18 protein-coding genes are annotated in these 19,736 nt (G+C 75.1%); 2 read left to right on the top strand and 16 right to left on the bottom strand.

What is annotated here, in order from left to right:
* Window positions 1–18 precede the first annotated feature (18 nt).
* Entirely contained in the window at window positions 19–810 is a 792-nt protein-coding gene (locus tag MHY85_RS14815; RefSeq protein WP_239197615.1) for an A24 family peptidase, read from the top strand.
* A 197-nt stretch (window positions 811–1,007) separates the two neighbouring features.
* Here MHY85_RS14815 and MHY85_RS14810 read toward each other — a convergent pair whose 3' ends face one another.
* The 16 genes from MHY85_RS14810 to MHY85_RS14735 form a co-directional block, all read right to left on the bottom strand.
* Complete coding sequence (locus tag MHY85_RS14810; RefSeq protein ID WP_239197613.1) at window positions 1,008–3,008, bottom strand: hypothetical protein; 2,001 nt, start codon at window positions 3,006–3,008, stop codon at window positions 1,008–1,010.
* Entirely contained in the window at window positions 3,005–3,676 is a 672-nt protein-coding gene (locus tag MHY85_RS14805; protein ID WP_308191396.1) for a prepilin-type N-terminal cleavage/methylation domain-containing protein, read from the bottom strand. The genes MHY85_RS14810 and MHY85_RS14805 overlap by 4 nt, the downstream gene beginning before the upstream one ends.
* On the bottom strand, window positions 3,673–5,541 hold the full coding sequence (locus tag MHY85_RS14800) for a prepilin-type N-terminal cleavage/methylation domain-containing protein (RefSeq protein ID WP_239197610.1): 1,869 nt from the start codon (window positions 5,539–5,541) through the stop codon (window positions 3,673–3,675). Before MHY85_RS14800 ends, MHY85_RS14805 begins: the two co-directional genes overlap by 4 nt.
* On the bottom strand, window positions 5,538–6,140 hold the full coding sequence (locus MHY85_RS14795; protein ID WP_239197608.1) for a hypothetical protein: 603 nt from the start codon (window positions 6,138–6,140) through the stop codon (window positions 5,538–5,540). The genes MHY85_RS14800 and MHY85_RS14795 overlap by 4 nt, the downstream gene beginning before the upstream one ends.
* On the bottom strand, window positions 6,137–6,871 hold the full coding sequence (locus MHY85_RS14790) for a hypothetical protein (RefSeq protein ID WP_239197606.1): 735 nt from the start codon (window positions 6,869–6,871) through the stop codon (window positions 6,137–6,139). The genes MHY85_RS14795 and MHY85_RS14790 overlap by 4 nt, the downstream gene beginning before the upstream one ends.
* Window positions 6,868–7,878, bottom strand: coding sequence for a pilus assembly protein PilM (gene pilM / locus MHY85_RS14785; RefSeq protein ID WP_239197604.1), 1,011 nt, complete (start codon window positions 7,876–7,878; stop codon window positions 6,868–6,870). Before pilM ends, MHY85_RS14790 begins: the two co-directional genes overlap by 4 nt.
* 121 nt (window positions 7,879–7,999) lie before the next feature.
* Window positions 8,000–8,524, bottom strand: coding sequence for a prepilin-type N-terminal cleavage/methylation domain-containing protein (locus MHY85_RS21650; RefSeq protein WP_304518962.1), 525 nt, complete (start codon window positions 8,522–8,524; stop codon window positions 8,000–8,002).
* Window positions 8,525–8,661: 137 nt separating this feature from the next.
* A complete protein-coding gene (locus MHY85_RS21645; protein WP_304518961.1) occupies window positions 8,662–9,228 on the bottom strand; it encodes a prepilin-type N-terminal cleavage/methylation domain-containing protein in 567 nt (188 codons plus the stop codon).
* A gap of 26 nt (window positions 9,229–9,254) precedes the next feature.
* On the bottom strand, window positions 9,255–10,463 hold the full coding sequence (locus MHY85_RS14770; RefSeq protein ID WP_239197602.1) for a type II secretion system F family protein: 1,209 nt from the start codon (window positions 10,461–10,463) through the stop codon (window positions 9,255–9,257).
* Between the two features lie 11 nt (window positions 10,464–10,474).
* Window positions 10,475–11,677 (bottom strand): type IV pilus twitching motility protein PilT, encoded by a 1,203-nt coding sequence (locus MHY85_RS14765; protein ID WP_239197600.1) that lies wholly within the window; start codon window positions 11,675–11,677, stop codon window positions 10,475–10,477.
* Window positions 11,674–13,344: a GspE/PulE family protein gene (locus MHY85_RS14760; RefSeq protein ID WP_239197598.1), complete on the bottom strand. Its 1,671-nt coding sequence runs from the start codon at window positions 13,342–13,344 to the stop codon at window positions 11,674–11,676. Before MHY85_RS14760 ends, MHY85_RS14765 begins: the two co-directional genes overlap by 4 nt.
* A complete protein-coding gene (locus MHY85_RS14755; protein WP_239197596.1) occupies window positions 13,341–14,732 on the bottom strand; it encodes a PAS domain-containing protein in 1,392 nt (463 codons plus the stop codon). Before MHY85_RS14755 ends, MHY85_RS14760 begins: the two co-directional genes overlap by 4 nt.
* Complete coding sequence (locus MHY85_RS14750; RefSeq protein ID WP_239197594.1) at window positions 14,725–15,387, bottom strand: ATP/GTP-binding protein; 663 nt, start codon at window positions 15,385–15,387, stop codon at window positions 14,725–14,727. Before MHY85_RS14750 ends, MHY85_RS14755 begins: the two co-directional genes overlap by 8 nt.
* Window positions 15,368–15,760, bottom strand: coding sequence for a DUF742 domain-containing protein (locus tag MHY85_RS14745; RefSeq protein WP_239197592.1), 393 nt, complete (start codon window positions 15,758–15,760; stop codon window positions 15,368–15,370). Before MHY85_RS14745 ends, MHY85_RS14750 begins: the two co-directional genes overlap by 20 nt.
* Window positions 15,761–15,764: 4 nt before the next feature.
* Window positions 15,765–16,211, bottom strand: a complete 447-nt coding sequence (locus MHY85_RS14740) for a roadblock/LC7 domain-containing protein (RefSeq protein WP_239197590.1) — start codon at window positions 16,209–16,211, stop codon at window positions 15,765–15,767.
* A complete protein-coding gene (locus tag MHY85_RS14735) occupies window positions 16,208–18,280 on the bottom strand; it encodes an ATP-binding protein (RefSeq protein WP_239197588.1) in 2,073 nt (690 codons plus the stop codon). Before MHY85_RS14735 ends, MHY85_RS14740 begins: the two co-directional genes overlap by 4 nt.
* 518 nt (window positions 18,281–18,798) lie before the next feature.
* On the opposite strand from MHY85_RS14735, the gene efeU reads away from it, so the two are divergent.
* Complete coding sequence (gene efeU / locus MHY85_RS14730) at window positions 18,799–19,698, top strand: iron uptake transporter permease EfeU (RefSeq protein ID WP_239197586.1); 900 nt, start codon at window positions 18,799–18,801, stop codon at window positions 19,696–19,698.
* Window positions 19,699–19,736: the final 38 nt, after the last annotated feature.

Genomic DNA, 19,736 nt, shown 5'->3' with positions numbered 1-19,736 from the left:
CTACCCGCCAGGAGCCCCGTGCCCACCGCCCCCCTCGTCTCCCTCGCCGCCGTCCTCGGCCTGGCCATCGGCTCGTTCCTCAACGTCGTCGTGTGGCGCCTCCCGCGCGGCGAGTCGGTCGCGAGCCCCCCGAGCGCCTGCCCCCGCTGCGGGCACCGCATCCGGCCACGGGACAACGTCCCGGTGCTGTCGTGGCTGCTGCTCCGGGGCCGGTGTCGCGACTGCGCCGAGCCCATCGCGGCCCGGTACCCGCTGGTCGAGGCCGGGACGGCGCTGCTGTTCGGCGGGGTGGTCGCGCTCGCCGGTCCGACCTGGGCGCTGCCCGCCCTGCTGTACCTGGCGGCGCTGTCGGTGGCGCTCACGCTCATCGACCTGGACGTGCAGCGGCTCCCGGACGCGCTCGTGCTGCCCGCCTACCCGGTGTGCGCGGCGCTGCTCGCCCTCGCGTCCTGGAACCCGGGCGGCGAGCCGGCGTGGGGCGCGCTCGGCCGCGCGGCGATCGGCGGGGCCGGGCTGCTGTCGATCTACCTCGCCGCAGCGCTGGCCTACCCGGGCGGCATGGGGCTCGGGGACGTGAAGCTCGCGGGGGTGCTCGGCCTCTGCCTCGGGTGGTTCGGCTGGGACGTGCTGGCGGTGGGCGGGTTCGCGGCGTTCCTGCTCGGCGGCCTGTACGCCGTCGGGCTCGTGCTGGCGCGTCGCGCGGGCCGCCGGTCGGGGATCCCGTTCGGCCCGTGGATGCTCGCCGGGGCGTGGCTCGGGATCGCCGTCGGCGAGCGGGTCGGCGACTGGTACCTCGGCCTGCTCGCGTAGCGCGGACGCCAGCGCCGCCGCGCGCTCCCCGCGGGCAGGCCCCGCGCTCCCCGTCCCGCTGGGCTCCCCGCGCGCCGAGTGTGCATGCGACACGTCGAGTGAGTAGTCGGCGGATGCTCACTCGACGTGTCGGGTACCCACTCGGCGCCCGCGGCGGCGCGGCGCGGCGGCCGCGGCCGGCCCCGGCCGCACCGCCGTCAGCGGTCGCCGAGCTCCGTGATCGCCCGCACCCGCCAGGCCTCGCCGAGCAGGGGCGCGAGGTACGGCGGGACGGCGTTCGCCAGGGCGGGGTCGTGCACGATCGTCGGGTAGTTCCCACCGTCCCCGTCGACCGCCGCGGGGCCGAACGCCCCGGCGTACCGCTGCGCCAGCGACCCGTGCACCACGACGTCGACGCCGGACGTCCCGTGGTGCTGCACCCGCAGCGTCCCGGACAGCACCTGGACGGCGGCCTGGATCTGGACACCCGGACCGGCGGCCTTGTCGGGGTACGGGACGCCGGTGCGCTGATCGCTGTACCGGTGCGGCCAGGCGTCGAACCAGGAACCGACGCGGCTCTCCGCCTCGGTGGGTTCGCGCACCAGCACGCCCCCGATCTCGAGTCCGAAGTCCCAGCGCGCGTCGGCGGCGTCGGTGCCGGACCCGGGCAGGTCGGTGACGACGGGGTTCAGGACCTCCACGTCCCGCCCTGCCACGACGCCGAGCAGGCACTCGGTGCCGTCCTCCGCGCATGCGTCGCCGGGTCCGGCGCCGGTGCGCAGGACGTCGCCGGTGACGACGACCGACTCCTGGGCGACGAAGGTCAGCCCGCCGCCGCCGTCGTCGGCACCGGGCGAGAACTGCCCCTCCAGGTAGAGGTTCCCGTACCGCGCCCACTTGGTGGTCCGGGTCGTCTCGGGGTCGATCACGCCGGTCAGCCACCCGGGGCCGAGCGCGGGGTCCGGGGTCGGGCCGTGGTCCCCGACCGGCAGCCAGCCGTACCGGGAGTCACCGCCGACCTGCGGGTCGACGGTGTTCAGCGGCGTGTCCACCGCCCAGGTCCCGGCGGCGCCGGCGTACTCCTGCGGCGTGGTCCACACGACCACCGCGAGCCCGTCGGGGACGTCGACCACGCCGGTCCCGCAGGTCGGGGGCGTCCCGTCGGCACCGGGGACGGCGACGACCGCGCCCCGTGCCGCCGCGGCGTCCGTCCCGGGCGACCACACCCGCATCGTCCTTCCCTCGCCGATGATCCGGGTCGCGCCGTAGTAGTGGCAGCCCGGCACGTCCGCGTACAGCGTCGCGGTGCTGGTCGGCAGCGCGGTCCAGCTCCGCTGCACGGGCGCCCAGCCGCCGAGCAGCGCCTCGGCCTCCGCCGCGGACGCGTCCCCGCCCGCGGCCGCGCCGACGCAGGTCGTCCAGGTGGCCGCGTCGTCGTCGGCCAGTTCGCAGGCGGGGTCGGCGGTCGCGTACTCGCCGTCGACCAGCGCGCCCTCCGCCGTCGGGTCGGTGCCGCCGACCGCCAGCCGGTCCCGGGTCAGGACGCTCCCCGTGATCGAGTCCCCGGCCGTGAGCGTCGCGAGGTTGGCGCAGTCGTCCGCCCGGTCGGCGGCGAGCAGCAGCGTGCCGGCACCGCAGCCGTCCGCCAGGTCGGTGGGCAGCCCGAGCGCGCGCCGCCCCTCGGCCCACGTCGTCGGCTCGACCACGTCGGTGGCCTGGTGCAGCGCGTGGTCCGCCGTCGACGCCCGGGCGAACCGCACCTCCAGCGTCCGCTCGACCGAGCTGGACCGCCCGGTCACGGTCAGGGTCAGCGAGGTGGCCCAGACGTCGTCGAGCTCGTCGGGGGCGGTCGTCACCTCGTAGTGGTACGCGGGCGACGAGTCGGGGTCGTCGCCCTCGGTCACCGGCGCCCACCCCGTCTCCCCGGCGGGCCAGGGGCAGGTGTGCTCCAGGACGTCGGGGTCCTGCCCGACCAGCGCCGGGTCGTCGCAGTCGACGTCGAGCCACGACGCGGGGTCGTCGAGCAGCCGCTGCTGGTAGTCGGCGACGCCCGCCTCGGCGGCGGCGCCTGCCTGGGTCCAGTGCGCCTGCCGGGCCGCGGGCCGGACGGCGTTCGCCGCGTACACGGCGGTGACCATCGCCACCGCGGTCAGCGCGAGGAAGGTGAACAGCACGGTCACGCTGGACAGGCCGGCGTCGCGTCGGCGGAGGTGGCTCATGGCATCAGCCCCGAGGGTGTCAGGCGGTCGGTGAACCGGCTCGGCTCGTCGCCGGTCGTCGGGTCCTGCTGGACGACCAGCGAGATCAGCACGGTGCGGACGAGGTGCGGGGCGTCGGTCTCGTCCCCGGCGGCGTCGAGGTACCTGAACAGCGGCTCGGCGTCGTCCCGCACCGCACGCGCGAGCACGACGGTCTGCACCCGGTCCTCGCACGCCGGCGTCGCGTCGTCGTCGGCGCAGTAGGTGGCGCGGTCGCCGTCGACGGGGCGGCGGGTGGTCTGGGTGAGCTCGCCGGCGGCCAACGCGTACTCGACCCGTGACGGCCCGACCGCACCGCCCGGGTTGTCGAGGTCCGCGTACACGGTGAGCGCGTCCGGCGCGAGGTCGGCGAACGCCGCGCGCTCCCGGCCGCCGACCGTCGCCGGCACCACCGCGCGCCCGATCACCCGAGACAGCTGCATGAGGGCGTACCGGCCCTCCTCGGTGTCGTCGACGCGGTCCCACGCCGCGCGGTCGGAGCGCTGGATGCCCGCGGTGAGCGCCGCGACGCCGACCAGGACGATGCTGAACACCGCCATCGCGACGATGAGCTCGGTGAGCGTCACGCCGGCGTCGCGGGGCGGCGTCGCGCGTCGGGGCCGGGCGCCGCGCCACCGCCGTGCGTTCACCCTGCACCCCCGCGGGCGATCGTCACGACCCCGTCGGCGCTGCGCACCGCCAGGACCTCGCCGGTCAGGGCGAGCGCGACGTCCACGGTCCCGCCCGGGGTCAGGCTCACCGGCGCCAGCGACCCGGGACGGGACCCGAGCCACAGCGTGTAGTCAGTCGGCCACAGCGCGCGCAGGGTGAACTCGCGGGTGTCGTGGAAGAGCGAGACGACAGCGTGCTGGCTCGCCACCACGTTGTTGCCGAAGCCCTGGCCCACCACCACGACGCGGTACCAGGCGCCGTGGTCCTGCGGGGTGAGGGCAGGGGTCTCCCAGGTCCACCGGTCCCGTTCCATGATCAGGTCCTCCCAGGTCCGCCCGCGATCGGTCGACCGCTGCCAGACCAACCACAGCTCTCCCTCACCGAGGCCCTCGGCCTCGAACGTGAGGCGGTCGCCGACCGCGGCCGACTGGCTCATCGGCGGGACCGTGATCTCCGGCCGCGGGAAATCCGGCAGCTCGCCCTGCTCGGTGAGCACGCGGATCGTCGCACCGCGCGAGACGTCGGACCCGATCGCGTTCGACACGACGGCACGGACCATCAGGCCGTCCGCCACGCGGTAGTTACCGGGCAGCACCGCCCCGGCGACGAGCTCCAGCTCGAACAGCTCCTCGCCCTCGACGACATCGGCCCAGTAGAGCCCCCCGGTGCTCGACGCCTGCCACAGCACGTGCAGCGGCTCGTCCCCGGTGGCGGCCACCTCGACCGTCGCCGACCCGTCGTGCGCGATCTCCTGGTCGTCGGGGTGCAGCGTGAGGACGGCCTGATCGGGCACCAGGCCCGGCGTGCCGTCCCACCAGACGGCGTCCGTGGCCAGGTCCAGGTGCCGCATCGGGTACCGCCACGACGTCAGCGTGCGGTCGTCGGCGACCACAGCGTCGTCGATCTCGGCGGTGCTCCGGACCTGCTCGGACGCCGCGCCGTCGGCCGGCACCAGCGTGACGGGCAGGTCGTCCAGGTCGGGGCCGACGAGCGCGTCCCCCGCCTCGTCCAGCACCGTGAACCGCAGCGTCGCCTCGCGCCGCACCTCGACGACGGCGGACCGGACCGTCCCGGCCTCGGCCCGGCCGAGGTACTGCGCGCCGGTGCTGAACCGGCCGTCGGCAGTCACGTACTGGGCGGACGTCTGCGCCGCGTCGCCCGCCTGGACCGCGTACCAGTGGTGCGGCGCGGGGTCGGCAGTCGGGTCCACCTCGAACAGCGCGCAGCCCTCGGCGCTCGTCGTCGCCGAGGTCACGGTGGGCGTCCCGCCGGTGCGCTGGGTCGACGTGAGCAGCTCGACCCCCAGGCCGCCGACCGGCGCCGTCTCGTCGTGCACCCGGACGGCCACGAACGACCGCTCCGCGAGCGCCGCGCGCTCGGTCAGCCGCACCGGCGAGGAGCCGGTCTCCCAGGACACCTCGACGGCGACCTCGACCAGAGCGGCGGACGCCACGGCGGCCGAGAGCCCCGCGCTGCACACGTCGTCGCCCTCGGGGGTCACGACCCGGGCGGACCGGGTCACCTGGAACGGGACGCCGCCGACCTCGACGGTGCTCGCGTCGTCCAGGAAGGTCGGGTCGATCGTCGGCGTGACCGGACCGCCCGCGGCGGCGGCGAGGGGCTGAGCCGCGAGCTCCCGGGCCTCCGCGACGACCGACGACGCGAGGTGGGTGGCGGCCACCCGGCGCTGCGTCTCCACCGACATCCGGAACGTGCCCATCACGAAGGTGAGCAGGCTCGCGGCGAAGATGCCGAACAGCGTGGTCGCGACGACGGACTCGACCAGGGTGAAGCCGTCGTCGCGGGTGCTGCGCAGCCGGGCCAGGCGCCGTCGGGAGGTCACGGCGAGTCCTCGCCGTCGGGGTCGGCGGCCTCCTCGGCGGAGGTCTCCGCGGGCGGGACCGCGGCGGCGTCGACGAGGACGAAGGTGGAGCCGGTGATGGTCATGGTGTCGGTACCGGGGTTGTTCCACGCGGTGACCAGGAGCAGCCGGTCGTCCATCGACTGCAGGTCGCTCAGGTACTGCATCTTCTGGTCGAAGGTGCCGTCGACGGACAGGTCCACCTTCACCTGGTACAACCGTCCACCGCCGACGTCGGTCGCCGCCGGTTCCGCACGGGACACCGAGGTGACCACCGCGCCGGACCGGGCGGACAGGTCCGCGAGCTGCTGGACGAACGACTCGAGCTCGAGCGTCGTCGGGAAGTGCCGCCGGAGGTCGGCGAGCTCCGCGTCCAGCGCCGGCTGGTTCTCCCGGTCGGCCGCGAGGCGCGCGATCTCCAGCCGCCGGTCGTCGTTCGTCTGCTCGGTCCGGTCCGCCGCGGTGCCGGCCTCGTGCGCCTCGTCCAGCATCGGCGACAGCGCGAGGAACCAGCAGCCGGCGGCGAGCAGCAGGGCGATGACCACGGTCCCCGCCCACCACAGCCTGGTCGCTCCCCTCATGCCGCCTCCTCCTCCGGGGCCGTGCCGGCGGCCGCGTCCGTCGTCTCGACGTACCGCTGCGAGCGCCGGGAGTCGTCGATCCGCACCGTCCCGGACACCTTGTGGACGCCGGTCTGCTCGTCGCGCTCGACCGAGGTGAACGTCGCGCCGAACAGCCCGTCGATCGCGTCCAGCGCCGTGAGCAGCTGCCCGCTCTGCTGGAGGGTCGGCACGTGCGCCACCCAGGTGATGGTGCCGATCGCGGGGCCGGGGTCGAACGGGTCGTCGTCCGCGCGGTCCTCGTAGTCCGAGTCGAACGTCATGGTGATCGACATGCTCTCCATCAGGGCCCAGGTCGGGACGCTCCCCCGGACGTGCCGGACGAAGTCCGCCCACAGCACCTCGTTGCGCATCGCCTCGGCGATCGCCGAGCGGACGGCGGAGATGTCCGAGCGCAATGTCACCAGGTCCGCGTAGGTGGCGATCTGCGCGGCGAGGTTGTCGGACTCCGCCTGCGCCGCGGTCTGGCGAGAGCTCGCCGTGGACCGCGTGCTCATCCCCCACGCGAGCGCCCCGACCAACGCGAGCGCCACCGCGAGCAGCAGCGCGACGCACTTGAGCCGGACCGCCCGCAGGGCGCGCCGGCGTCGCACGAGGTCGGGGAGCAGGTCGACGACGGGCACCGTCGTGGCGCTCGACCCGGCGGCGTGCTCGACCCCCGGTGCGCCGTCGCGTTGGCGCAGCGGGCTCATGCAGCACCCCCGACCGCCAGGCCCGCGGCGACCGCCCAGGCGGGCAGGCTCCCGTCACAGGTGCGGGCCGCCCTGCCGTCCACCGCGAACACCCCGTCGGCCCGCGGCAGCGACACCGGGACCCGCGCGAACGTGGCGAGGTACTGGCCGAAGCCGAGCAGGCCGGCCCCGCGGCCGGTCAGCAGCACCGCCTCGACGGGGCGGTTGCCGCTCTGCGCGTGGAACGCGAGCGTCTCGGCGACGGTCGCGGCCATCCGCTCGGTGTGCCCGGCGATCATCGGCGCGAGGTCCCCGTGCAGCGCGCGCTCACCGTGCAGCGCCTGCTCGGCGGTACCCGGGTCCACCTGCAGGATCCGGGCGAGCTCCGCGACCAGCGCCTCGCCGGCGACCGCGCCGAACCGCACCAGCTGCGGCACGCCACGCTCGGCCACCACGATCTGCATCCCGTCGGCGCCCACGTCCACGACGGCGGTCACGGCGTGCGGGCCCTGCGGTACGACCACCGCGCGGACCAGGGCGAACGCGGCGAGGTCCACGCCCACCACGCGCAGTCCGGCCTGCTCGACCGCCTGCACCGCCGCGGCGGTGGCGGCGTCCGGCACGGCGACCAGCAGCCCCTCGACCTCCTGCCCGTCGCGGCGGATCGGGTAGAAGTCGAGCACGCAGTCCGCGACCGGCACGGGCAGGCTCTCCTGCACCAGGAACGGCAGCGAGGCGCGCATCTGCTCGCGGCTCGCCGCGGGCAGCGTCATCGGGCGGACGATCGCGTGCTCGCCCGCGACGCCGAGCACGACGTCCCGGCTGCGCACGCCGGCGGCCTTGCACGCCCGCCGGACGGCCGCGGACACCCGCTTGGGGTCGATCACCTCCGCCCGTTCCACGCAGCCCGGGGGCAGGGGGTGCTCGCCGAACCGCAGCAGCCGCAGCCGCTTGCCGGGCGCGCCGTCGACCTCGGCGACCCGGACCGCGGTGCGGCCGAGGTCGACGCCGATGCGTCGGTTGGTCACGTGTGGGGTTCTCTCTCTGCTCGGTGCGGAACCGACACCCGTCCCCGGGACGATGTCTCGGGGACGGGCGTCGGCTGTGGCGCTCAGCCGTCGGACGCCGGACGAGCGCGGTGTCGGCTGCTCAGACCGTCTGGCAGTCGCCCTGCTCCAGCCCGCGCTGGGCGGAGTACCGCCAGTCCTTCTCCCGCCCGTCCTTGGTGTGGACGGCGACGCACCAGTTGTGCTGACCGACCGGGTCCGTGACACCCGGGTAGGTCACCAGCGCGACCATCGTGGTCGCGTCGGCGACGGCGGAGCCGGTCTCGTCCGCCAACGTCACCGAGGTGGAGACACCACCGAGGATCTCCGGGGTCACGCCGGCGGCGCCCTGGATCTTGTAGTTCGTCGGGGCCGGCGGAGTGCCGGCATCGAAGTCCATGCCGATCCGGATGGCCGTGGGATTGGCCGTCACCAGCTGGGTCTGGATCTCCCGCCCGATGCCGGACACGTCCGACTGGGCGGCCGAGTCCCTCGCCCGCGCCTGCTGGTTGATGTACAGCGGGACCGCGACCGCGGCCAGGATCCCGATGATGACGATGACGACGAGCAGCTCGGTGAGGGTGAAGCCGCTGTCGTCCTCACGTGCTCGCCTCAGGCGTGCAGACATCTCTCTGTCCTCCGTGTTCGTTTCCAGGTGGTGCAGGGTGTCGAGGTCGCGGTCCGGCACCGCGTCCTCGTCCGTCGCCGCGGGGGGGCACCGGTGCGGGCGGCTGTCGACGGCAGATCCGTGGTGGGCGGTGCAGCTCAGTACTGGCCGCAGCGCCCGTCCTCCAGCCCGCGCTGAGCCGAGTAACGCCAGATGCCCCACGTCGGCTTGCCGTTGTCGACGGACACGTGGACGCACCAGTTGGTCTCGGTCAGGTTCGTGGCGGTCGGGTTGATGGGGTCGTGGATGATCAGCGGGAACCCGCTCCAGCTGCCCTCGGGGCTGGTGACGAAGGTGCCGCCCTTGCTCTGGGCCGCACCGCTCGCCTGCGCCAGGAACACATGGGCCGAGACCCGGCCGAGGCTCTCCCAGGTGCCCGCCGCGCCGTTGCCGGCCGAGACCCGGTACGTCACCCCGGCGGTGCCGCCGCCGACGAGCGGCCCGTATCCGACCCGGATCCTCGTCACGTCCTCCGTGACCAGCTGCGTCTGGATCTCCCGCCCGAGCCCGGACACGTCCGACTGGGCGGCCGAGTCCCGGGCGCGCGACTGCTGGTTGATGTAGAGCGGCACCGCGACTGCCGCGAGGATGCCGATGATCACGATCACGACCAGCAGCTCCGTGAGCGTGAATCCCTCGTCGCGCAGGTCGGTGCGCCGTCGCATTCTTCTCATTGCCATCACCATTTCCATCACATCTCGCTCGTCACCGTCAGAATGGGCATGTACAGCGCCAGCAGCATTCCGCCGACGATTCCGCCGATCAGCACGAGAAGCAGCGGCTCCAGGGCGCTGGTCAGCGCCTCCGTTCCCTTCATGACCTCGTCGTCGTAGAAGTCCGCGACGTGCTTCAACATCCCGTCGAGGTCACCGGCGTCCTCGCCGACGGTGACCATCTGCACGACGAGGGACGGCAGCACGCCGGTGCGCTCGAGGCTCTCGGCGAACGACTCGCCGCCGCGCACGGACTCCCCCGCCTGCGCGGCCGCCTGCTCGATCACGATGTTGCCGCTGGTGGGCCCGACCACCTCCAGCGCGCGGGCCAGGGCGACGCCGCAGCTGACCATCGTGGACAGGCTGCGGGTGAACCGGGCGATCGCGAGCTTGCGCATCAGCGTCCCGACGAGCGGGGCCTTCAGCAGCCGCGGCTCGACGGCCTCGCGGACCTTGAGGTCGCGCCGGTGCCGCTTCCACCACCACGCGAACGCGCCGATCGCGGCGGCCAGCGGGAGCGCGGCCACGACCACCACGTCCGACAGCACGACCAGCGCCTGCGTCGGGGCGGGCAGCTCCGCGTCGAGCCCCTCGAAGATCGAGGCGAACACCGGCACGATGAACACCAGCATCACGACCGAGGCCAGCACCGCGATCCCGAGCACGACGATCGGGTAGACCATCGCCCCCTTGATCGTGCGCCGGAGCTTCAGGTCCGACTCCATCCCCGCGGCGGCCGACGCCAGCGCCTCGTCGAGGAAACCGCCGACCTCGCCCGCCGCGATCAACGCCCGCGCCACGGGCGGGAACACGTTCGCGTGCCGGTCCACGGCCTCGCCCAGCGAGGCACCGCCGCCGACCTCGGCGTTCAGGTCGCGCAGCACCTCGGTGAGCGCGGGCTTCTCGGACTGGTCGACCAGCACGTTGAGCGCCCGCGGCAGCGGCAGGCCGGCCCGGACCATCGTCGCGAGCTGCCGGATGACCACGGCGACGTCGTTCGGCTTGACCTTCTTGCCGCCGAGCGAGAGCTCCTTGTTCATGCCGGAGCTCGCGACCTCGGCGATCGAGGTCGGCACCAGGTTCAGCTCGCGCAGCCGGGTGGCCACCGCGCGCTCGGTCGACGCCTCGATCCGTCCGGTGACCTGGCGGCCGTCCGGCCCGACGACGGCGTACTCGAACGTCTTCATCCCGCCGGCCATCAGCGCACCCCCACCCTGGCGCCGTAGCCGGCGGCCCGGCCGCAGAGGCGCTCGTACGCCTCGACGTCGCGCGCCTTGTCCAGCCCGGTCTCGTAGGTGATGACCCCCTGGAGCACCAGCGTGGACAGCGCCTGGTCGAGGGTCTGCATGCCGACGTCGCCGCCGGAGTGGATGGTCGAGTAGAGCTGGTGCTGCCGGCCCTCGCGGATCAGGGCGCGCACCGCGGGGGTGCTGAGGAGCACCTCGACCGCGGGCACCCGGCCGCCGCCGTCGGCGCGGCGGCACAGGGTCTGGGACACGATGCCGCGCAGGGTGCCGGCGAGCTGGGTGCGCACCAGCTCCCGCCCGTCGGCCGGGAAGGAGTCGACGATGCGTTCCACGCTGCGCGCGGCGTCCTGCGTGTGCAGGGTCGCGAACACGAGGTGCCCGGTCTCGGCGGCGGTGAGCGCGGTCTGGATGGTCTCCGGGTCGCGCATCTCGCCGATGAGGATGATGTCGGGGTCCTGCCGCAGCGCGTGCCGGAGCGAGGCCGCGAACGAGTCGGTGTCGTCGCCGATCTCGCGCTGGGTGATCAGGCAGCGGTGCGAGTGGTGCCGGTACTCGATGGGGTCCTCGACCGTGAGGATGTGGTCGGGGCGGGTGCGGTTGGCCAGGTCGAGGATGCCGGCGAGGGTCATGGACTTGCCGGATCCGGTCGGGCCGGTGACGAGCACGAGCCCGCGCGGCAAGGCCGCGAACGAGGCGACCACGGGCGGCAGGCCGAGCTGGTCCAGGCCCTTGATCCGGTCCGGGATCAGCCGCATGGCGACGGCCATCCGAGAGCTCTGCCGGTAGACGTTGACCCGGGCGGCGTACCCGGCGGCGACCTCGTGCGAGAAGTCGAGCTCGTGCTCGGCGTCGTACCGCGCGAGCTGCTGGCGGGACGCCATCTGCTCGACCATGCGCCGCACGTCGCCGTCGGCGAGCACGCCGACGGCCTGGGAGGCCCGCAGCTCGCCGTGCACCCGCAGCAGCGGCGGGTGGTCGGCAGCCAGGTGGATGTCGGACGCCTCGAGCGCGATGCCCTCCTGCACGACGAGATCCAGCGGGTCCGCGGGCGCGGGGGGCTCCGGCTCGGGCCGGTACGGGACCGCCTCCACGAGGTCGGCCATCACCGGGACGGCCTGCCGCGGGGCCGTCGACTGGTACCAGGGCGTCGTCATACGACCACCCGCAGGAGCTCCTCGAGCGAGGTGCGACCCTCGCAGACCTTCTGCCAGCCGTCCTCGCGCAGCGAGACCATGCCCTCGGCGTGCGCGGTGGCGGCGACCTCCTGCGCGGAGGACCGGGCGACGGCGTGCCGCTCGATGGGCTCGGAGACCTCGATGACCTCGTGCAGCGCGAGCCGCCCGCGGTAGCCGGTGCCGGAGCACGCGGGGCAGCCGACGGGCCGGAACAGCTCGACCGGGCGCGTGGGGTCCGGCCAGGTGAACCCGGCGGAACGCAGCTCGGCCGAGGCGGGCTCGTACGGCTCGCGGCACTTGGTGCACAGCCGGCGGGCGAGCCGCTGGGCGACGACGGCGTCCAGCGCGGACCCGACGAGGAACGGCTCGATGCCCATCTCCACGAGGCGGGTCACGGCGGACGCGGCGTCGTTGGTGTGCAGCGTCGAGAGCACCAGGTGCCCGGTGAGGGACGCCTCGACGGCGATCTGCGCCGTCTCGTGGTCGCGGATCTCGCCGAGCAGCACGACGTCGGGGTCCGAGCGCAGGATCGACCGGAGCGCGCCGGCGAACGTCAGGCCGGCCTTCGGGTTGACCTGCACCTGGTTGATGCCCGGCAGCCGGTACTCCACCGGGTCCTCGACCGTGATGACGTTGATCTCCGGCTTCGACACCGCGTTCACGGTCGCGTAGAGCGTCGTCGACTTGCCGGAGCCGGTCGGGCCGGTGACGAGGATCATCCCGTACGGCTTGGAGTAGGCCCGCTGGTAGACCTCGAAGCTGCGCTCGGAGAACGACAGGTCGCGCAGGGCGAGCCGCGCGGTCGAGTTGTCCAGCACCCGCATGACGATCTTCTCGCCCCACACGGTCGGCAGGGACGCGACGCGCAGGTCGATCTTCTGGCCCTGGTGCACCACCGACATGCGGCCGTCCTGCGGCTTGCGCCGCTCGGCGATGTCGATGTCCGACATGACCTTGATCCGGGACAGGATCGCGGCCTGCATGCCCTTCGGGGCGGGCTGCTGCTCCTTGAGCACGCCGTCGATCCGGTACCGCACCCGCAGCTCGTGCTCGGCGGGCTCGACGTGGATGTCGGAGGCCCGGTCGGCGATGCCCTGCGTGACGAGCAGGTTGACCCAGCGCACCACGGGGGTGTCGGCGTCGAGGACGTCGCCGATCTCGGCGATTTCCCCCGACGTGGTCTGGGCCTCCTGCATCGACTGGCTGAGGTCGGCGATCTCGGAGTCCGCGCGCACCCAGCGGTCGATCGCGGACTCCAGCGCGCGGCGCGAGGCGACGACCGGGCGCACGGCGCGGCCGGTCAGGGACCGGAGGTCGTCGAGCGCGAGCACGTTGCCCGGGTCGGCCATCGCGACCAGCAGCGCGCCGTCCTCGATCCGCACCGGGAGCGCGACGTGCCGCCGGCACACCGGGCCCGGGACCAGCGCGACCGCGGCCGGGTCCAGGTCGGCGGTGTCCAGGTCGACGTAGGTCATGCCCGCCTGCTCGGCGAGCGCGCCGACCAGCTGCTCCTCGGTCAGCGCGCCCGAGGCCACGAGCGCCGGCCCGAGCGGGGCGCGCGTGGCCACCTGCGCGTCGAGGGCGGCGAGCAGCTGGTCCTCGTCGACGAGGCCGCGCTCCAGCAGGATCTCCGCGAGCTGCTTCACGGCAGACCTCCCGCGGTGCTCAGCGGGGGCACGCCGGACAGGGACAGCCCGCCCGCGGCGGCGGCCACCCGGTCGACCAGCGCGCGCAGCGGCGCGTCGTCGAACGGCTCCGCCTCGGCGGCGCACCGCTCGGCGAGGTCGCGCAGCGCCGCGAGCTGCTCGTGGCTCATCCGCAGCCGGCCGTCGATGGGCGACACGTACGGCGCCAGCTGCCGCGACACCTGGTAGCGCGGCACCTGCACGCGCCAGGTCGCGAGGAACCGGTCGGTGCGCCGCAGCCGCACGTGCGCGAGCTCGAGCCCGAGGCCGACCCGGCGGAGCACCGCCGCACCGTCCTCGAGGTCCTCGCGGGCGCCGGCCAGGTCGTCGCGCAGCGACGTGCACAGCTGCGCCAGGTGCTCCGGCCCGAGCTGGACGCTGCCGCGGTCGATCTCCCGGGCGGCGTCGACCACCGCGTCGACGTGCAGGCGCGCGAGCGCGATGCGGAACCGCACCCGCAGCACGGCCCGCCGCGCCGCCGCCAGCTCGGGCGCGAGCTCGGCCAGCATCCCGCCGACCTCGTCCCCGAGCGTCGACATCGCGCCGGCCGTGCTCAGCAGGACCGGGGCGGTCTGCGACACGGTCGCCGACGCGTGCTGCGCCAGCTCGGTGACCTCGCTCAGCGCGGCGACCGCGGCCAGCGCGTCGCGCTCGACGTGCTGCAGCTGCTCGGCGAGCCGGTGGAGGCCGTCCAGGCGCTCCATCAGCCCGGCGACCTCCCGGTCGACGGCGACGCACGTGCTGAGCACGACCCCCACCGGCCCGTCGGCCTGCTCGGCGGGGTCGACCGGCTGGCGGCGCCCCGCCATCGCGAGGACCTCCGCCGGCATCACGGTGTGCATGAACTCCTCGGCGTCCGCGAAGCCGAGCTGGCCGATCCGGGCCGCGAGCCGCTCGCAGCCGACCTCGGCCACCGCCACGCCGCCCAGGCCCTCGGCCCGCGCCTGGCGCTCGGCCACCAGCACGTCCGCGTAGGCGCCGGCGGCGGCGCTCCAGAACGCGTCCACGCCCGGCGCGATCCGCACGGACAGGTAGCCGTCGCCGAGCGGGGTGACGGTCGCGAACACCCAGTACGCGGCGCCGTCGCCGGCGAGGTTCTGCACGTAGGCCGAGAACGGCTGCCCGGCCTGCAGGGTGTCCCACATCAGCTTGAACGCCCCGGCCGGCATCTGCGGGTGCCGGATGATGTTGTGCGGCGCCCCCACCAGGGCGGACCACGGGTGCGCGGCGATCCGGGCGAACCCCTGGTTCGCGCTGGTGATCACCCCGCGACCGTCGGTCGTGGAGAAGATGACGTCCCGCGGACCGACCGTGCGGACCGCCCCGGTGGGCTCGATCCGGTCAGCCACGGCGCAGTCCCTCCATCGCGAGGCGCACCAGGGTGAGCAGCGCCTGCTTCGTCGCCGTGCGGGACCGGGCGTCGGTGTACAGCACCGGCACGTGCGCCGGGATGGCCAGCGCCGCGCGCACGTCCTCCAGGCGGTGCTTGGCCACGCCGTCGAAGCAGTTCACCCCGACGACGAACGGCACACCCCGGGACTCGAAGTAGTCGACGGCCGGGAAGCACTGGTCGAGCCGGTCGGTGTCGACCAGCACGACGGCGCCGATCGCGCCGCGCACCAGGTCGTCCCACATGAACAGGAACCGGTCCTGGCCCGGGGTGCCGAACAGGTACAGCCACAGCGACCCCGGCAGCGCGATGCGCCCGAAGTCCATCGCGACCGTCGTGGCGGTCTTCGCCGCGGTCCGGCCGCCGGCGTCGTCCACCCCGAGCGAGTGCTCGGTCATGGCGGCCTCGGTGTTCAGCGGCTCGATGTCGGAGATCGACCCGATGAACGTCGTCTTGCCGACGGCGAACCCGCCCGCGACGACGATCTTGACCACCGTCGGCGCCGGCGCGCGGTGCGCCGCGGCGTGGCCGTTCGCGTGCGGGGCCGGGACGCCGTCCGGCACCCCGTGCTCGGGGCCCGGCAGGCGCGGGCCCTCAGAGGGCGGAAATGCCATCGTAGACACTCTCCAGGACGTCGAGGATGAGGTAGCGCTGCTCCTGGTCGGCCGCCGCGCCGGCGGCCATCCCGGGGACAGCCGCGTCGTGCACCTGCACCGCCCCGGCCCGGACCAGGTCGGCGACGAGGATCTGGGCGACGCCGAGCGGCACGCCGATCCGGGAGGCGATCTCCGCCACGGTGAGGTACGTGCCCGCCAGCCCGGCGAGCACCGCGCGCTGCTCCGAGGTCAGTGCCGGGTGCGTGGCGCCGTCCGCGTGCACCAGCGTGTCCAGGCGCACGTCGTCGCCCTCCGCCCGGGTCCGGCCACCCGTGATGACGTACGGGCGGACCTCGGGCGCGGCACGGCGCTCGCGGCGGGAGTCGGGCACGGCGTCAGACCTCCGTCCGGCTGGGGCTGTCGACCGGGAGCTCGCGCCGCAGGTCGGACACCAGCTGCGGGGTGAGGGTCGTCTGCGCGCGGCTCGCCAGCATCGCCATCTCGTAGCCGACGACGCCGACGTCGCACGTGGTGTCCGCCGCGACGGCGAGCACGGACCCGCCCGAGACGTTCATCAGCACGAGGAAGCCGGAGTCCAGCTCGACGACGCACTGCGCGACCTGGCGGCCGCCGAGCTCACGTGCGGCGCCGCGGGTCAGGCTGGAGATGCCGGCGACGATCGCCGCGAGCTGGTCGCCGCGGGTGCGGTCGACTCCGTGCGACATGGTCATCAGCAGCCCGTCGGCGGAGACGACCAGCGCGAACGTCGTTCCGGGGGTGGCGCGCACGAACTCGTCCAGGAGCCAGACGAACTCCCGGCGGCGCGGTGTCGGGTCGGTCATCGCATCTCCTCGGCGAGCGGTGGCGGGGCAGGGAGGTCGAGGGGGGCGGACGTGCCGTTCGCGCGGCCGCGCCGGGTGGCGTCGCGGAAGGCCGTCAGCCGGGCGCGCAGGGCCTCGGCATCGCGGACGATGGCCTCCTCCGCGAGGTCCGCCGCGGCGTCGACCGCGGCCGGGGACCGCCGGGCGAGGGTCCCGCCGCCCGTGTCGGCGACCTGCGGGCGGTAGGACGACATGCTGCTCAGCGCGGCCAGCGCCTGCTGCTGGAGCGAGGCGCGCTCGGCGAGCGACGACTGCTCGCCGGTCCAGGCGCGCGACGCGTCCGCCGGGTCCCCGGCCGACCGGGCCGCGTCCGGGTCGGGCCCCTGCGGCAGGAACGTCCGGCCCGCCACCGCGGCCCCGGGCCCGCCCGGCAGGGGGCTCGGCGGCCCCGGCACGGCCGGTGGGGCGAGCGACGGCGCGAGCACCGGATCCGTCGCCGGGACCGGCTCGGTGGCCGGGCGCGCGGCGTGGCGGCGGGTCGTCGGGGCGGGCGACCCCGGGGCGGGCGACCCCGGGGCGTGCGGCACGTCGGGGTGCGGCTGCACGAAGCCGTACGCCGGCGGCTCGGCCGGCAGGGCGGGGGCCGCCGTCGGGCGCACCGGCAGCGCGCCCGCGTCGCCGCCCGGGGTCCCGGCGAGGATCGCGTCGAAGGACGGCAGCGCCGCGTGCTCGGGCGACAGGGCCTCCGCGGCGTGCGCCCGCGACCGGGCGCTGCGCCGGGGGCCGGGGACGTCCGCGCGGTGGCCCGGCACCTGGTCGGCGGTGCGCTCGGGCACGTAGGCGTCCGGCAGCGGCGGCAGCCCCGCGTGCCCGGCGAGCGGCGGCGCGAGCGTGTCGGGGTCCAGGACGGGCGGCAGCACCACCGGCTCGGCCAGCACCGGCTCGGGCAGCACCTGCTCGGCACCCCGGGGCAGCTCCTCGTCGGGGCCGGCGACGTCGAACAGCTCCCGGGCCAGCCGCACCGTGACCTCGGTGCCCGGACCGTCGCACCGGGAGGCGAACGCCACGTCGACGCCGAGCCGGTCCGCGATGCGTCCGACGACGACCAGGCCGAGCCGGTCCGTCCCCGCGGACACCCCGGCCCGCGACGCGAGGGCGGCGCCCGCGCGCTCCAGCTCGTCGGCCGTCATGCCGAGCCCGCTGTCCCGGACCGTCACGTGCATGGCCTCGGGGTCGCACCGGCCCACGACGTCCACCACCGTGTCCGGCGCGGAGAACACCGTGGCGTTCTCCAGCAGCTCCGCGAGCAGGTGCGCGACCGGCACCACGTGCACCGCGGCCAGCGGCGGGTCGTCGGTGAGGTCGACGCGGACCCGCTCGTACGCCTCGATCTGCGCGCTGGCGGTGCGGACGACGTCCGAGACCGGGATGGCCTCGCGCACCCGCCGGCCCGGCGGGCTGCCCGCGAGCACGAGCAGCGACTCCGCACCCCGGCGCAGCCGCATCGTCAGGTTGTCGAGCAGGAACAGCTGCTGGAGCGTGTCGGGGTCGGTCTCCGTCTGCTCGAGCTCGTCCAGCGCCTGGAGCTGGCGGTTGAGCAGCGAGATGTCGCGGCGCGCGGCCACGGCGAACGCGGCCGAGGAGGCGGCGCGGGGGTCGGGGGCGGACCGGGGCGCGGCTGCGGCCTCGTCCGGGACGGAGACGGCCGCGACGGGGCCGGAGCGTGGCGCGCCGGCCGCGCCGGGGGCGAGCGCCGGCAGTCCGGCGGCGGGTGAGAGCGCCGACGCGCCCTCGGGCACCGGGACGTAGCCGAGCAGGGGGGCGACCCGGTCCGGGCCGGGGGCCTCGGGGGCGACCCCCGACCCGGCGGGTGCCGGGCCCGGCCCGGCGGAGGCCGGGCCCGTCGCGGGGGCGGCGCCGGCAGGAGGCCGACCGCGCGCCGCCCGCTGCCGGCGTGTCCGCAGCACGACCAGGAGCGCGACAGCCGCCAGCACACCCACGGCGCCCAGCGCGAGGGCGACCACCGTGGGGTCCGCGTCGAACGGGAGGTCGAACGGGAGGAGCGACGCCGGGCCGGGACGAGAAACCACGACACCTCCTGCAGCTGAAGAACCGATCGACGAACACGTGGCTCCATTGCACCGGGCCGCCGACACCAAAGCAAAAGTGGCTCTGACCTGCGGTTTCATCGAATGGAGCGCGCGTCGCGGCGCTCCGCTGCGCACCCGCGCACAATCGACCGGAAATACCTTTCGTGCGGCACGCGACGTCCATTGCGTGCGCATTAGGGGGGCCGACGCCGGCGCCCGGGGTCGTTGGCGTGGCGGCCGGTGTCCCCGTGCGTCGTTCGTGCAGCGCCCGCCGCCCGACGCGCGACGACAGCGGGCAGGCAGCGGCGACGCGGGGACGAAAGTCCCGATTTGCCCCCCTGACGTGGGACGTCTTTCGGTCGGTCCCGCGCCTGTGCGATCGCGGCCCGGAACGGTGTACCGCCGCACCCCGCGGCGCGAGTAAGGTTCGCCTCGCCTTACCGGCCGAGAGCCCGCTCCGGGCACCGCCGGCGGGGCGCGCACGTGCCGTCCACCACCACCCGCGCGGGAGCCGCCCGATGGTCGCGAACTACCTGATCGGCCTGCGCGAGGGCCTCGAGGCCGCCCTCGTCGTCAGCATCCTCATCGCCTACCTGGTGCGCACCGCGCGCCGGGACCTGCTGCCCGCGCTGTGGGCCGGCGTCGGGGTCGCGGTGGTCGTGTCGCTCGGGTTCGGCGCGCTGCTGACGTTCGGGCCGCAGGGCCTGTCGTTCACCGCGCAGGAGGCGATCGGCGGCTCCCTGTCGATCGTCGCCGTGGGCCTGGTGACCTGGATGATCTTCTGGATGGCGCGCACCGCCCGGCACCTCAAGGGCGACCTGCAGCACAAGCTGGACGACGCCGCCGCGGCCGGCCGCCGGGCCGTCGTCGTGATGGCCTGCCTGGCCGTCGGCCGCGAGGGCCTGGAGACCGCGCTGTTCCTGTGGGCGAGCGCGCAGGCGACCACCACCGGCGCCCGCGGCGGCACCGCCGCTCCCCTGCTGGGGGCCGCCCTCGGCCTGGCCACGGCGGTGCTCGTCGCGTGGGCCCTGTACCGGGGCGTGATGCGGCTCGACCTGCAGAAGTTCTTCGCCTGGACCGGCGCATTCCTCGTGCTCGTCGCCGCCGGCGTGCTGTCCTACGGCGTCCACGACCTGCAGGAGGCCGGCATCCTCCCCGGCCTGCACAGCCTGGCGTTCGACGTCTCGGCCGCCGTCCCGCCGACCAGCTGGTACGGCACGCTGCTGAAGGGCGTCCTCAACTTCACGCCGGCCACCACCTGGCTGCAGGCGATCGCGTGGACCGCGTACGTGGTCCCGACCATGACCTTCTTCGTGCGGACCGCCTTCCGCCGCCCGCCCGCGCGCCCCGCGGCGCCCGCCCGCCCCGGCGCCCCCGGGGGCCCCCGGCGCCGGCCAGCGAGCAGGACCCGGGTGTGAGGTGCGCGCCCTCGCCACACTCAACGACCTGTCGGGAC

The sequence above is a fragment of the Cellulomonas sp. ACRRI genome (assembly GCF_022346185.1).
Taxonomy (GTDB): Bacteria; Actinomycetota; Actinomycetes; order Actinomycetales; family Cellulomonadaceae; genus Cellulomonas.
Note: the sequence above shows the minus strand (reverse complement) of the source record. Positions and strands in the feature narration are given on the sequence as shown.

What these genes read in the sequence shown, in the direction of transcription:
- MHY85_RS14810 (WP_239197613.1), bottom strand. Translation starts at nt 3,008, where the DNA reads ATGAGCCACCTCCGCCGACGCGACGCCGGCCTGTCCAGCGTGACCGTG.
- MHY85_RS14795 (WP_239197608.1), bottom strand. Translation starts at nt 6,140, where the DNA reads ATGAGGGGAGCGACCAGGCTGTGGTGGGCGGGGACCGTGGTCATCGCC.
- MHY85_RS14790 (WP_239197606.1), bottom strand. Translation starts at nt 6,871, where the DNA reads ATGAGCCCGCTGCGCCAACGCGACGGCGCACCGGGGGTCGAGCACGCC.
- MHY85_RS21650 (WP_304518962.1), bottom strand. Translation starts at nt 8,524, where the DNA reads ATGTCTGCACGCCTGAGGCGAGCACGTGAGGACGACAGCGGCTTCACC.
- MHY85_RS21645 (WP_304518961.1), bottom strand. Translation starts at nt 9,228, where the DNA reads ATGCGACGGCGCACCGACCTGCGCGACGAGGGATTCACGCTCACGGAG.
- MHY85_RS14770 (WP_239197602.1), bottom strand. Translation starts at nt 10,463, where the DNA reads ATGAAGACGTTCGAGTACGCCGTCGTCGGGCCGGACGGCCGCCAGGTC.
- MHY85_RS14765 (WP_239197600.1), bottom strand. Translation starts at nt 11,677, where the DNA reads ATGACGACGCCCTGGTACCAGTCGACGGCCCCGCGGCAGGCCGTCCCG.
- MHY85_RS14750 (WP_239197594.1), bottom strand. Translation starts at nt 15,387, where the DNA reads ATGGCATTTCCGCCCTCTGAGGGCCCGCGCCTGCCGGGCCCCGAGCAC.
- MHY85_RS14740 (WP_239197590.1), bottom strand. Translation starts at nt 16,211, where the DNA reads ATGACCGACCCGACACCGCGCCGCCGGGAGTTCGTCTGGCTCCTGGAC.
- efeU (WP_239197586.1), top strand. Translation starts at nt 18,799, where the DNA reads ATGGTCGCGAACTACCTGATCGGCCTGCGCGAGGGCCTCGAGGCCGCC.